At 69.2% G+C, this 13,222-nt stretch carries 15 protein-coding genes; 13 read left to right on the top strand and 2 right to left on the bottom strand.

The genetic code is table 11. The features are described from left to right. The first annotated feature begins 36 nt into the window (after positions 1-36). From rpoZ to M8231_RS07575, 10 genes are all read left to right on the top strand, one after another. Entirely contained in the window at positions 37-396 is a 360-nt protein-coding gene (gene rpoZ, locus M8231_RS07620) for a DNA-directed RNA polymerase subunit omega (protein ID WP_249750476.1), read from the top strand. A gap of 137 nt (positions 397-533) precedes the next feature. Beyond that, positions 534-2,690, top strand: coding sequence for a RelA/SpoT family protein (locus M8231_RS07615; protein ID WP_249750477.1), 2,157 nt, complete (start codon positions 534-536; stop codon positions 2,688-2,690). Then, positions 2,687-3,448: an LOG family protein gene (locus M8231_RS07610; protein WP_249750478.1), complete on the top strand. Its 762-nt coding sequence runs from the start codon at positions 2,687-2,689 to the stop codon at positions 3,446-3,448. The genes M8231_RS07615 and M8231_RS07610 overlap by 4 nt, the downstream gene beginning before the upstream one ends. Before the next feature lie 50 nt (positions 3,449-3,498). Next, complete coding sequence (pyrE, locus tag M8231_RS07605) at positions 3,499-4,083, top strand: orotate phosphoribosyltransferase (RefSeq protein WP_250202540.1); 585 nt, start codon at positions 3,499-3,501, stop codon at positions 4,081-4,083. Positions 4,084-4,116: 33 nt separating this feature from the next. Then, positions 4,117-4,854, top strand: a complete 738-nt coding sequence (locus tag M8231_RS07600) for a pyridoxine 5'-phosphate synthase (protein WP_249750480.1) — start codon at positions 4,117-4,119, stop codon at positions 4,852-4,854. Continuing rightward, positions 4,851-5,252, top strand: a complete 402-nt coding sequence (gene acpS, locus M8231_RS07595; RefSeq protein ID WP_249750481.1) for a holo-ACP synthase — start codon at positions 4,851-4,853, stop codon at positions 5,250-5,252. The genes M8231_RS07600 and acpS overlap by 4 nt, the downstream gene beginning before the upstream one ends. A 57-nt stretch (positions 5,253-5,309) precedes the next feature. Next, positions 5,310-6,149 (top strand): signal peptidase I, encoded by an 840-nt coding sequence (gene lepB / locus M8231_RS07590; protein WP_249750482.1) that lies wholly within the window; start codon positions 5,310-5,312, stop codon positions 6,147-6,149. Further along, on the top strand, positions 6,149-6,859 hold the full coding sequence (gene rnc / locus M8231_RS07585) for a ribonuclease III (RefSeq protein WP_249750483.1): 711 nt from the start codon (positions 6,149-6,151) through the stop codon (positions 6,857-6,859). The genes lepB and rnc overlap by 1 nt, the downstream gene beginning before the upstream one ends. Next, the gene (era, locus tag M8231_RS07580) at positions 6,856-7,809 is read left to right on the top strand and encodes a GTPase Era (RefSeq protein ID WP_250202539.1); all 954 of its coding nucleotides are present in this window, start codon (positions 6,856-6,858) and stop codon (positions 7,807-7,809) included. Before rnc ends, era begins: the two co-directional genes overlap by 4 nt. Before the next feature lie 7 nt (positions 7,810-7,816). Further along, a complete protein-coding gene (locus tag M8231_RS07575; protein ID WP_250202538.1) occupies positions 7,817-9,061 on the top strand; it encodes a serine hydrolase domain-containing protein in 1,245 nt (414 codons plus the stop codon). Here the strand turns inward: M8231_RS07575 and scpC are convergent. Further along, on the bottom strand, positions 9,058-10,569 hold the full coding sequence (scpC, locus tag M8231_RS07570) for a succinyl-CoA:acetate CoA-transferase ScpC (RefSeq protein WP_249750486.1): 1,512 nt from the start codon (positions 10,567-10,569) through the stop codon (positions 9,058-9,060). The two genes, M8231_RS07575 and scpC, sit on opposite strands and share 4 nt — an antisense overlap. A gap of 103 nt (positions 10,570-10,672) precedes the next feature. Beyond that, positions 10,673-11,113, bottom strand: coding sequence for a VOC family protein (locus M8231_RS07565; protein ID WP_249750487.1), 441 nt, complete (start codon positions 11,111-11,113; stop codon positions 10,673-10,675). 187 nt (positions 11,114-11,300) lie between these two features. Between M8231_RS07565 and M8231_RS07560 the strand changes: the two genes are divergently transcribed. Genes M8231_RS07560 through recO form a run of 3 tightly spaced genes read left to right on the top strand, consistent with a single transcriptional unit; the run spans position 11,301 to position 13,159 of the window. After that, complete coding sequence (locus tag M8231_RS07560; protein ID WP_249750488.1) at positions 11,301-11,906, top strand: flavodoxin family protein; 606 nt, start codon at positions 11,301-11,303, stop codon at positions 11,904-11,906. A gap of 21 nt (positions 11,907-11,927) precedes the next feature. After that, on the top strand, positions 11,928-12,428 hold the full coding sequence (locus tag M8231_RS07555) for a nuclear transport factor 2 family protein (RefSeq protein ID WP_250202537.1): 501 nt from the start codon (positions 11,928-11,930) through the stop codon (positions 12,426-12,428). Continuing rightward, positions 12,428-13,159: a DNA repair protein RecO gene (recO, locus tag M8231_RS07550; RefSeq protein WP_249750489.1), complete on the top strand. Its 732-nt coding sequence runs from the start codon at positions 12,428-12,430 to the stop codon at positions 13,157-13,159. Before M8231_RS07555 ends, recO begins: the two co-directional genes overlap by 1 nt. Positions 13,160-13,222 lie beyond the last annotated feature (63 nt).

The raw sequence follows: 13,222 nt of genomic DNA, 5'->3' as shown, positions 1-13,222 counted from the left end.
ATTTGACGCGGTTCTCCCCCGCGTTCGAGGAATTTCATGGCCCGCGTCACCGTCGAAGACTGCATCGAGAAGGTTCCGAACCGCTTTGGCCTTGTGCTGCTGGCCGGTCACCGCGCCCGCAACATCGCCAACGGCGCCGCCCTGACGCTCGACCGCGACAACGACAAGAACCCGGTCGTGGCCCTGCGCGAAGTGGCCGAGGACACGGTCAAGCCGGACGAGCTGCGCGAGAACATCATCACCACGCTGCAGCGCGTCGACGAGCGCACCGAGGCCGAGGACGAGGCCGAGACCGTCGCCCTGCTGGCCGAACCGCAACACATGAACATGGCCGAGGCCGAGCTGATCCGCGCGCTGCAAAGCGACCGCGACGGCGGCCAGGAGGAGCGGTACTGACGCCCGAGGGAGCCCCTGGCGTCACTATCCTGCCGGCGCGGACCGAGACGGCCCCGCCGGCGCCCCAAGCTGCAAACCGAAACGAGCCCGCTCCGGCGTCGCCCAAGGAGGCGCCGGCGCCGAAGCGTGCGCCGATCATGCGCCAGTTCGAGCTGATCGAGGCGGTCAAGGCCTATGACCCGACCGCCGACGAGGCGCTGCTGAACCGCGCCTACGTCTATGCGATGAAGATGCACGGCTCGCAGCTGCGGGCCTCGGGCGATCCCTATTTCGCCCATCCGATCCAGGTCGCGGGCATACTGACCGACTATCGGCTGGACACGGCCACCATCGTCACCGCCCTGCTGCACGACGTGGTCGAGGACACCTCGGCGACGCGCGACGACATCGCGGGGATGTTCGGCGAGGAGGTCGCGGTCCTGGTCGAGGGCGTGACAAAGCTGAGCCGTCTGGAACTTCAGGCCGAGCACACGCGCCAGGCCGAGAACCTGCGCAAGTTCATCCTGGCCATCAGCCGCGACGTGCGCGTGCTGCTGGTCAAGCTGGCCGACCGCCTGCACAACATGCGCACGCTCCAGTTCGTGAAGCCCGAGAAGCGTGAACGCATCAGCCGCGAGACCTTGGAGGTCTATGCGCCGCTGGGCCGGTCGATCGGCATCCACTCCATCGCCTCCGAACTGGAAGAACTGGCCTTCACCCACTTGAATCCCACGGCCAAGACCGCGATCGAGCGGCGGCTGGAGGCGCTGAAGCTGGAGCACGGCCAGGCCATCGAGGGGGTGTCGCACGAGATCGAGCGCGTCCTGGCCGAGGCCGGAATGGCCGCGCGCGTCTTCGGCCGGCAGAAGACGCCCTATTCGATCTGGCGCAAGTTGCAGCGCAAGTCGGTGGGCTTTTCGTCCCTGTCGGATATCTATGGTTTCCGCGTGATCGTGGAGGCCGAGGACGACTGCTATCGCGCACTGGGCGTGATCCACCGCGCCTGGCCGATGGTGCCGGAGCGGTTCAAGGACTTCATCTCGACGCCCAAGTCGAACAACTACCGCTCTCTGCACACGACGGTGGTCGGGCCGCGCGGCCTGCGCATCGAGATGCAGATCCGCACCGAGGACATGGACCGGATCGCCGAGGACGGCGTGGCGGCGCACTGGCGCTACAAGAACTCGTCCTATGGTTTCGATCACGAGGCGATGGAGAAGGGCGGGGGCCGCGATCCGCTGCAGAACCTGCGCCATCTGGTGCAGGTGATCGAGCACGGCGAGGGCGGCGAGGACTGGGTCGAGCACGCCAAGCTGGAGATGTACCTGGACCAGGTGTTCGTCTTCACGCCCAAGGGCCGGCTGGTCACCCTGCCGCGCGGGGGGATGCCGCTGGACTTCGCCTACGCCGTCCACACCGAGGTCGGCGACACGGCGGTTGGGGTCAAGATCAACGGCGAACTGAAGCCGATGCGCACGCCGCTGCAGAACGGCGACGTGGTCGAGGTGATCACCGGCGCCAAGCGCGAGGTGCCGGCCGACTGGCGCAGCCTGACCGTGACCGGCCGCGCGCGTTCGGCCATCCGCCGCCACATCCGCACGACCGAGCGGGAAGAGTTCATCAAGCTGGGCCGGACGGCGCTGGAGCACACGCTGACGCGGGTGGAGAAGGCGCTGGCGGACGTGTCGCTGAAGCCGGTTCTGGAGACCTTCGCGGTGGCCTCGGACGAGGATCTGTTCGAGGCGTTGGGCCGCGGCCGGGTGTCGCCGACCGTGGTGGCCGAGACGCTGTTCCCGTCGCTGAAGGGGCGGCTGAAGGCCGGGCCGGAGAAGCAGCGGATCAAGGACGACAAGGCGCGGCTGTTCGTGCGGGGCGGGGGCCTGACGCCCGGCGTCAGCGTCCATTTCGGCCAGTGCTGCACCCCGGTGCCGGGCGACCGGATCGTGGGCATACTGGAGCCCGAGGTCGGCCTGACCGTCCACACCATCGACTGCCAGACCCTGGCGGACTACGCCGACGACGATTCAGTCTGGCACGACCTGCAATGGACGCCCGAGGCCGAGCAGCGCGCGGTCGCCGCCGCCCGCCTGCGCGCCACCATCCGCAACGCGCCCGGCGTTCTGGGGCAGGTGACGACGCTGATCGGCGAGGCGGGCGGCAACATCATCAACCTGTCGATGGCGCACCGCCAGCAGGACTTCTTCGACGTGGACGTGGATGTCGAGGTCGAGGACGCCAAGCACGCGACCATGATCATGGCCGCCCTGCGGGCCAATCCGTCGGTCGACAACGTCGAGCGCGCGCGGGGCGGATGAAGGACGACCGTCGCAAGGCCAATGCGGCGCAGATGGCGTCGCCGTCGTATCGCATGGCGGCGATGGACCAGGACTTCTTACTGGGCGATTCCATGCGCGGCGTGCGCTTCCTGATGGAATACGCCAAGGCCGAGGAGGCGCTGCGGGCGTGGGGCGTGCGTTCCACCATCGTCGTGTTCGGCAGCGCGCGGGTGCGCCAGGACGCCAGCTGGTACGAGCAGGCGCGGGCCTTCGGCCGGCTGGCTTCGGAACGGGGCGGGGCGTTGCGAGGATCGGTCGGCGAGCCGCGCGACAACGTCATCGCCACCGGCGGCGGGCCGGGGATTATGGAAGCGGCCAATCGCGGCGCGGTCGACGCCGGCGCGCCTTCCGTCGGCTTCAACATCACCCTGCCGCACGAGCAGGAGCCGAACGCCTATTCGACGCCGGAGCTGACCTTCCGCTTCCACTATTTCGCGATGCGGAAGATGCACCTGGCCATGCGCGCGAACGCGTTGGTGGTGTTTCCGGGCGGGTTCGGCACCTTCGACGAACTGTTCGAGCTCCTGACCCTGCGCCAGACCGGCAAGGCGCCGCCGATCCCCGTCGTGCTGTTCGACAGGGCCTATTGGACCGAGGTCATCAACTTCGACGCCCTGGCCCGGTACGGCATGATCGCCGAAAGGGACCTGGACCTGATCGGATTCGCCGAGGACGCCGAAGGCGTCTGGGCCGAACTGCTGGCGCGAGGCCTTCGGCCGCACGAAAACATCGACTGAAGCGTCGCCGGAGGGTTCATCCGCGCGCGGTCCGGGTCTAGAGACGACGGATGAACACCGAAGACGTCCTCAACGAGTTCCGCGACGCCGGCGCCCTGCGCGAAGGCCATTTCGTCCTGTCGTCCGGGCTGCACAGCCCGGTCTTCCTGCAGAAGAACCTGGTCTTCATGGACGGGGCCCGGTGCGAGCGGCTGTGCAAGGCCCTGGCCGAGAAGATCACGGCCCAGGTCGGCGAGGTCGACGTCGCCATCTCTCCGGCCGTCGGCGGGATCATTCCCGGCTACGAGACGGCCAAACACCTGAAGGTCCGTTCGATGTACGTCGAGCGCGAGGGCGGCGAGTTCAAGCTTCGGCGCGGCTTCTCGGTCGAGCCGGGCGAGAAGGTGGTGATGGTCGAGGACATCGTGACCACCGGCCTGTCGTCGCGCGAATGCATCGCGGCCATCCAGGCGGCGGGCGGCGCGGTCGTGGCGGCCGCCTGCATCGTCGATCGCTCGGGCGGCAAGGCGGACGTCGGCGTGCCGCTGATCGCCCTGGCCTCGATGGAGGTCCCCGCCTATCCGGCCGACGCCCTGCCGCCGGAACTGGCGGCCCTCCCGGTCGAGGATCCGGGCAGCCGACGCCTTTCGAAATGATCTTTTCTTCCCCTCATCCCGGCGGAGGATAGCGTGAGACAGAGGGTCCGCCTCGGCGTCAACATCGACCACGTCGCCACCGTGCGGAACGCGCGGGGCGGGACGCACCCCGATCCGGTCCGCGCCGCCGAGGCGGCGCTGGCGGCGGGGGCGGACGGGATCACCGCCCACCTGCGCGAGGATCGCCGCCACATCACCGACGCCGACATCGACGTGCTGAGCGCGCTTTGCGCCCGCGCGGGAAAGCCGCTGAATTTCGAGATGGCGGTGACGGAGGAGATGCTGGCCATCGCCCTGCGCCACCGGCCCCACGCCGCCTGCCTGGTGCCCGAGCGTCGCGAGGAACTGACGACCGAGGGCGGCCTGGCGGTGGCCGGCCATGAGGCGCGCATCGCCCCGTTGGCCAAGGCCCTGGCCGACGCGGGCATCCGCGTCTCGCTGTTCATCGAGCCGGCCGAGGACCAGGTCGAGGCCGCCGCCGCCGTGGGCGCGCAGGTGGTGGAGTTCCACACCGGCCGGTACTGCCACCTGGCCGATCCGGGCGAGCGCGAGGTCGAGTTCGAACGCCTGGCCGCCGCGGCCGCCCAGGCCGACATCCTGGGTCTGGAGGTCCACGCCGGTCACGGCCTGGACTACGACACCGCGCCGCGCATGCTGGCGATCCCGGAGGTGCGGGAGCTGAACATCGGCCACTTCCTGATCGGCGAATCGATCTTCGTCGGCCTGGACGCCGCCATCCGCCGGATGCGCGCGGCGATGGACGCGGCATGATCGTCGGGGTCGGCGCCGACCTGTCGGACATCCGGCGCATCCAGGCGTCGCTGGACCGGTTCGGCGAGCGGTTCAAGCAGCGCTGCTTCACCGAGCTGGAGCGCACGCGCTCGGACCGGAAGCCCGACCCGGCCTGGAGCTACGCCAAGCGGTTCGCGGCCAAGGAGGCCTGCGCCAAGGCGCTGGGCACCGGAATGCGCGCCGACGTCTATTGGCGCGACATGGGGGTGGTGAACCTGCGTTCGGGCCAGCCGACCCTGGCGCTGACCGGCCACGCCGCCGAACATCTGGCGCGTCTGACGCCGCCGGGCCATGAGGCGAAAATCCACCTGACGCTGAGCGACGAACATCCGTATGCGCTGGCTTTTGTCGTCATCGAAGCCTTGCCGGTGGCGTAATCGCGCTATACCCGTCCGCTGACGACCGCGACCCTGCGGCAAAGGATGCCTGATCGCATGAGCGAAGCCGAAAAGCCGCACGCCGACCGCGCGGTCGAAACCTCCGACACCGCCGGCGACGGCCCGGTGTACGCCGCCGGCGCCGCGCCGGGCGGCAAGGCGAAATCGGCCGGAAACGAGACCCTGGAAGTCATCAAGACCGTGGTCTTCGCCCTGCTGATCGCGATGGTGCTGCGCATCTTCCTGTTCCAGCCCTTCACCATCCCCTCGGCCTCGATGGAGCCCAACCTCTACGAGGGCGACTACATCGTCGTGTCCAAGTGGTCGTACGGCTATTCCAAGCATTCGATCCCGTTCAGCCCGCCGCTGTTCGACGGCCGCATCCCCGCCGGAGCGCCCGAGCGGGGCGACATCGTGGTGTTCAAGCTGCCGCGCGACAACAAGACCGACTTCATCAAGCGGGTGATCGGCCTGCCGGGCGACCGGGTGCAGATGATCGCCAACAAGCTCTACATCAACGGCCAGCCGGTGCAGGACGTGGTGGTCAGCCAGGGCGAGATGCAGGACATCTTCGGCCCGCGCCCGATCACCGAGGTGCGCGAGACCCTGCCCAACGGCAAGACCTTCATGACCCAGGACTTCGGCCCCGGCGGCGACCTGGACGACACGCCCGTCTATCAGGTGCCGGCCGGCCACTATTTCATGATGGGCGACAACCGCGACAACTCGATCGACAGCCGCGTCGATCCGCTGAACGGCGTGGGAATGGTCCCGGCCGAGAACCTGGTCGGCAAGGCGCAGATGATCCTGTTCTCGTGGGAGCCGGGCTCGTCGCTGTGGAACCCGGTCAGCTGGTTCCGGGTGCGGCTGGACCGCTTCTTCACCGTCCTGCACTGATGGCGAACGCCCGCGCCGAGGCCGTGGTCGCGCTGGAGGCGCGGCTGGGCCACGCCTTTCGGGACCACGCCCTGCTGGAGCGCGCCCTGACCCACGCCAGCGTCAGCGAGGGCGCGCCGCCCGGCGCGCACGGCGCACGCGACAACGAACGGCTGGAGTTCCTGGGCGACCGCATCCTGGGGCTGCTGACGGCCGAACGACTGTTCCGCGACTTTCCGGCGGCGGACGAAGGGCAGCTGTCCTCGTCCCTGCACGCCCTCGTCGACAAGGCCGCCTGCGCCAAGGTGGGCGAGGCGTGGGGCGTGGGCGCGGCGCTGCGCCTGTCGGCGGGCGAGACCAAGACCGGGGGGCGGCGCAAGGCCGGGGTCATCGCCGACGCCGTGGAGGCGATCCTGGCGGCGGTCTATCTGGACGGCGGGCTTGAGGCGGCGCGTGGGGTGTACGAGCGGGGCTGGGCCGGCGATCTGGCCGCGCCCCCGCCGCGCAGCCTGACCAATCCGAAGTCGGCCCTGCAGGAGTGGGCGCAGGGGCAGGGGCGGCCGTTGCCGGCCTATCGCGTGGCCCAGCGCACGGGCTCCGATCACGCCCCGACCTTCACGGTCGAAGTGACCGTGCAGGGCGTCGAACCCTTGACCGCACAGGGGCGTTCGCGTCAGGAGGCGGAGAAGGCCGCCGCGACGGCGCTGCTGAAACGTGAAGGCGTGATTTGACCGAGACCCCCAACCCCGCACAGCGCGCCGGCTTCGCCGCGATCATCGGCGCGCCCAACGCCGGCAAGTCCACCCTGGTGAACCGGCTGACGGGCTCGAAGGTCTCCATCGTCACCCAGAAGGTCCAGACCACGCGATTTCCGGTGCGCGGCATCGCCATGGAAGGCGACGCGCAGATCGTTCTGGTCGACACGCCCGGCATCTTCACCCCCCGTCGGCGGCTGGACCGGGCCATGGTCGCGTCCGCCTGGGGCGGGGCCGAGGACGCCGACATCGTCGTGCACCTGATCGACGCCCAGTCGCACATCAACGCCGAGGGACGCGAGGGCACGGCCGCCGACCGCCGCTCGGCCGAGGACACCGAGACCATCATCGCCAATCTGCAGGCGACGGGGACCAAGGTGGTGCTGGCGCTGAACAAGATCGACGGCATGCGCCGCGACACGCTGCTGGCCCTGTCGCAAAAGCTGTTCGAGAGCGGCGTCTATGAAGAGGTCTATATGATCTCGGCCGCCAACGGCGACGGCGTGGACGACCTGAAGCAACGCCTGGCCCGCTCGATGCCGGAAGGACCCTGGCTGTATCCCGAGGATCAGGCCGCCGACGTGCCGGTTCGCGTGCTGGCCGCCGAGATCACGCGCGAGAAGGTCTATCTGCGCGTCCATGAGGAACTGCCCTATTCGGCGGCGGTGGAGACCACCAGCTTCGAAGACCGCGCCGACGGCTCGGCCCGGATCGAACAGACCATCTATGTCGAGCGTGAAAGCCAGCGCCCCATCGTCCTGGGCAAGGGCGGCCAGACGCTGAAGTGGATCGGCCAGAAGGCGCGCGAGGAGCTGAACGAGATCCTGGGCCGCCCGGTGCACCTGTTCCTGACGGTGAAGGTCGATCCGAAGTGGCAGGATTCCCGCGCTCTCTACGCTCAATTCGGCCTCGATTTCGACGTCTGATCGCGTCGTGTTCGAAGTGCCGCGTAAAGCCGGGGGGCACCCCCGCACCGTCATCGCCGTTCTCGCCGCCCTGGCGTTGGGCAGCGCCGTCTGGGCCGGGGTGGCGACGGCGAACCGGCCCCCGCGCGACGCGGTTCTGGCCTCCCTGCGGCCCCAGACGCCGCCCCGGCCGCCGGTCGTCGTGATCGAGGATCTGCCCAATCTGGCCGAGCGGCTGGATCGGGAAGCCGCGGCGCACCGCTTCATGGGCGCGGTCCTGGTGGCCAAGGGCGACCGCATCCTGTTCCGCCAGGTGTATGGCAAGGCGAACTACGAGGCGGATCAGCCGCTGAGGCTGGACTCGCGGTTCCGGCTGGCCTCCATCTCCAAGCAGTTCACGGCCGTGGCCATCCTGAAGCTTCAGGATGAGGGGCGGCTGAGCATCGGCGATCCCGTCTGCAAGTGGATCCAGCCGTGCCCGGAGGCCTGGGCGCCGATCCGCATTCACCACCTGCTGTCGCACACCTCGGGCATTCCCGACCTGATGGCGCGCGGGGGTTGGGGGCTGCGCCGGGTCACGCCGGCGACGCTAGGCGAACTGACTGAGGATTCAAAGGCTTTCCGGCTGCAGTTCGAGCCGGGGTCGAAAATCCGCTACAACAACGCCGGCTTCAACCTGGCGGCGGCCATCGTCGAGAAGGCCAGCGGCCGACCGTTCGAAGCCTATATGAACGAGGCGCTGTTCGGCCCGCTGGGCCTGAAGGACACCGGGCTGGACCTGGACGGCGGGGATCACGGCGTCGTCATGGGCTACGCCAACTTCCCGGGCGGCCTGGCGCCCCAGCCGAACGCCAACACCTCGATCGTGGCCGGCGCGGGGGCCGTCTATTCGACCCTGGACGATCTGCTGGTCTGGCAGCGCGCCCTGCACCGCGGCGAGGTGCTGAAGCCGTTCAGCTATCAGCAGATGCTGAGCGATCATTCCCCCGAGGACACGCCCAAGGAACGCGGCCGGCCGCACCGCGCCTGGGGCTACGGCATCTTCTCGAACCGGCTGGGCGAACAGGTCACGCCGTCCTTCGAGGACCGCCAGATCTACCACACCGGCAGCTGGGGCGGCTTCCGCAACCTGATGCTCTATCAGCCCGAGGCGGACATTTCGGTGATCGTCCTGTCCAACAACTATCACCTGCGCGACCAGGTGTTCCTGATCGCCGAGCAGGCGATGGCCGAGGCGCTGGGACGGGAGTTTCCAACCGGACTGGATCGCTAGGCCGGCTTCATCGAGCCGGTCTCGATGAAGCGCTGGTGCCAGGACAGGGCTTCGGTCAGCAGGTGCGGCGTCTGCAGGCCGTAAGAGCCCTTCAGGGCGCGCTGGTGATAGTCTTCAAGCGCGTCGCGATAGTCCGGGTGGGCGCAGTTGGCGATGATGACCCGGGCGCGCTGCTTGGGCGACAGGCCGCGCAGGTCGGCCAGGCCCTGTTCGGTGACGATGACCTGGACATCCTGGGTGATGTGATCGACGTGGCTGGCCATCGGCACGATGGCCGAGATGGCGCCGCCCTTGGCCGTCGAGGGGGTGACGAAGCACGAGATGTAGGCGTTGCGCGCAAAGTCGCCCGAGCCGCCGATGCCGTTCTGGATGCGCGAACCCATGACGTGGGTGGAGTTGACGGCCCCGTAGATGTCGGCCTCGATCAAGCCGTTCATGGCGATGCAGCCCAGCCGGCGGATGATCTCCGGGTGGTTCGAGATTTCCTGCGGCCGCAGGATCAGCTTGCCCCGGAACTGGTCCATGCGGCTGTTCAGGTCGGCCGCGGCCTCGGGGCTGAGCGAGAAGGCGGTGGCCGAGGCGACGGTCAGCTTGCCGGCATCCAGCAGGTCCAGCATTCCGTCCTGCAGCACCTCCGTATAGGCGGCCATCCGTTCGAAAGGGCCGTCCAGAAGCCCCGCCAGCACGGCGTTGGCGACATTGCCGACGCCCGATTGCAACGGCAGCAGCGACGACGGCAGCCGGCCCGACTTCACCTCGTGCTTCAGGAATTCGATCAGGTGGCCGGCGATGGCGCGGGCGTTCTCGTCCGGCGCGGCGAAGGGCAGGTTGCGGTCCGGGGCGTCGGTCTCGACGATGGCGGCGATCTTGGCCGGATCGATGCGGAAGGTCGGCTGGCCGATCCGCTGGTCGGGCCGGGTCAGGGGGATCGGCACGCGGTCCGGCGGCAGGGCGGTGCCGTAATAGACGTCGTGCATCCCCTCCAGCGCCGCGTTCTGCCAGGCGTTGACCTCCAGGATCACGCGCTCGGCCCGGTCCAGCCAGGTCTTGTTGTTGCCGATGGAAGAGGAGGGGACCAGCGAGCCGTCCTCGTGGATGGCCGAGACTTCGACCACGGCCGTATCCAGCGGCCCCAGAAATCCCTGCCAGGCGGCGGGGGCGACCTGGCTCAGGTGCATGTCCAGGTATTCCATCTGGCCCGTGTTGATCTTCTCGCGGGCGATGGGGTCGGAGTTGTAGGGCAGGCGGAACTCGATCCCGTCGGCCTTGGCCAGGGCGCCGTCCAGTTCCGGCCCGGTCGAGGCGCCGGTCCAGACCCGCACCCGGAACGGATCGCCCGCCGCATGGGCCGCCTCGATGCGCGTCGCGAGCGCCGGCGGCACCGCCTTGGGATAGCCCGAGCCGGTGAAGCCGCTCATGCCCACGGTCGCCCCGGGGGGAATCAGGGCGGCGGCGTCCTCGGCGGATACGACCTTGGAGCGCAGGGACGGGTTGCGGATACGCGACATGGTGTTGTCGGGGCTGCGGTCGGGGAGGACCTAAGTGCGGCGGTGCTAGGCGGCGCAGTATCCCCGATCCATTCGACCTTGGTCGAGTCCGGCCGATGCGCGCTCAGGCCTGGGACGGCTTCCAATCCGGCCCTCCGTTCGTGTTGACCATCCACGGCACGCCGAACTTGTCGGTCAGATTGCCATAGCCGGGCGACCAGAAGGCCTCGCCGAAGGCCATGCCGACCTTTCCGCCTTCGGCCAGGGCGTCGAAGGCGCGCCTCGCCTCGTCCAGGTCCTCGGTGTGCAGCATGACGTCGAAGCCGTTCTTGGGCTTGTCGATATTGGGCGCGACCTCGGGCGGCATGTCGGCCCCCATCAAGGCCTGGTCTCCGAACTCCAGCCAGGCGTGCATCAGCCAGTCCTGGTATTTGGGGTCGACGGGCGACTCCCCGGGGACGTCGCGGAATGCGAAGGCGGTCACCTTGCCGCCCAGCACCTTGGCGTAGAAGTCGAACGCCTCGCGGCATTCGCCCTGAAAGCTCAGGCTGGTCACGATCTTCATGGTCGTCTCCTTCGGGCGGCCGGGCGCTGCGCCAGGCTGTTCGCGGGCTTGCAGCTTACCATCCGGCGCTCGGATTCCCGAGTGTTCGGAGAACGGTCGGCGGCCAGCGATTCGACCGACCCGTCGAAGGCGGCGCGGAACGGACGCCTCCGCGGCGGGTTGGCAGCGAAACGCCGAAAGGAACGCCATGAAAGCCCTGGTCCTGAACTGCACCCTCAAAGCCTCGCCCGAGACGTCCAGCACTGAGGCGCTGGCGCGCGTCGTCATGCAGGAACTGGCGGACGGGGGGGCCGAGACCGACCTGGTCCGCCTGGTCGACCTGAACATCAAGCCGGGCGTGAAGACCGACGAAGGCGAGGGCGACGACTGGCCGGCGGTGCACGACAAGATCCTGGCCGCCGACATCCTGATCTTCGCCACCCCAACCTGGATGGGCCAGATGTCCAGCGTCTGCCAGCGCGCGCTGGAGCGGATGGACGCCCTGTTCGAGGAGACCGACGACACCGGCCGGCCGGTCGCCTTCGGCAAGGTCGCGGGCGTGGTCATCACCGGCAACGAGGACGGCGCCCACCACATCGTCGCCACCGTCTGCCAGGGGCTGATCGACATGGGCTTCACCATTCCGGGCCAGAGCTGGACCTACTGGCACCTGGGGCCGGGGCCGGGTCCCGACTATGTCGAGACCGATCAGGGCCACGACTATTCCGACCGGGTCGGGCGCAACGCCGCGCGCAACCTGCTGGCCCTGGCCAAGGTGCTGAGGCCCGACACCTATCCTGTTCCCGAAAGCTGAGAACAGGACTAGAACGGGGCCATGATCGCCGTTCTCCTCGCCGCCCTGGCCCTGCAGTCTCCCGTTCCCGCGACAGGACCGTCGGCGCCCAGCGACGGGATCGCCCTCGCCGAGGCCGCCTCGCAGGCGGCGGCGACGCTGGACCGGATGCACCAGGCGGCCGCGCGGGGCGACGGCGCGGCCTATTTCGCCCAGTTCGCGCCCGATGCGCGCTTCATCGGGACCGATGCGTCGGAGCGCTGGAGCCTGGATCAATTCCACGCCTACGCCGACCCCGTCTTCGCCCGGGGACGGGGCTGGACCTACCATCCGCGCGAGCGGGCGTTGACCACCGCGGGCGACCTGGCCTGGTTCGACGAGATCCTGGATCACGACGCCTATGGCGTGCTGAGGGGGTCCGGCGTCCTGCGCCGCCGCGACGGCGTGTGGAAGATCGAGCAATACGTCCTCAGCTTCGCCGTGCCGAACGACCGGGCCGAGGCGGTCGTCGACGTCATCCGCGAGGCCGGCGAAGCGCCCTGATGGACTTCCACGAGGAGGCCTTCGTCCTGTCCGCGCGGGCGCATGGCGACACTGGCGCGGTCGCGGACCTGCTGACCGAGACGCACGGGCGTCGCTCGGCCTATGTCGCCGGCGGGGCGTCGCGCAAGATGCGGCCCTTCCTGCAGCCGGGGGCGCGGGTCGTCGCCGACTATCGCGCCCGCACGGCCGACCACCTGGGGTCCGCGCGGCTGGAGCCGGTGGGCGAGGGACCCAGCGCTCTGTTCGACGATCCGCTGGCCCTGACGGGCCTGGCGGGCGCGGCGGCGGTGGCGCAAGGGGCCCTGCCGGAGCGGGAGCCGCATCCCGGCGTCTTCCTGGCGTTCGAGGCCCTGATGGGCGCCTTTTCCCTGGCGGCCGTCTGGCCCGCCATCTTCGTGCGCTTCGAGATGGGGCTGCTGGAGGACCTGGGATTCGGGCTGGACCTGTCGCGGTGCGCCGCGACGGGCGTGCTGGACGACCTGATCTACGTCAGCCCCCGCACGGGCCGGGCGGTCAGCCGCGACGCGGGCGCCCCCTATGCGGACAAGATGCTGGCCCTGCCGCCCTTCCTGCTGGGCGCCCAGGCCGGACTGGTCGAGGGGGACGTGCGCGCGGGATTCGATCTGACCGGCCATTTCCTGGAGCAGTTCGTCTTTCATCCGCAGAACCGGCCCCTGCCGCCCGCGCGCGTCTGGATGCTGGACCGGCTGGCGGAGGCCGGGCGGCTGTAATCGCGGGCCTCCGTTGACCTTTGGCGCCCTTCTCGACATAAGGGCGGGCTTCGAGGCGCCGCT

It is taken from the genome of Brevundimonas albigilva (assembly GCF_023573565.1).
Lineage (GTDB): Bacteria > Pseudomonadota > Alphaproteobacteria > Caulobacterales > Caulobacteraceae > Brevundimonas > Brevundimonas albigilva.
Note: the sequence above shows the minus strand (reverse complement) of the source record. Positions and strands in the feature narration are given on the sequence as shown.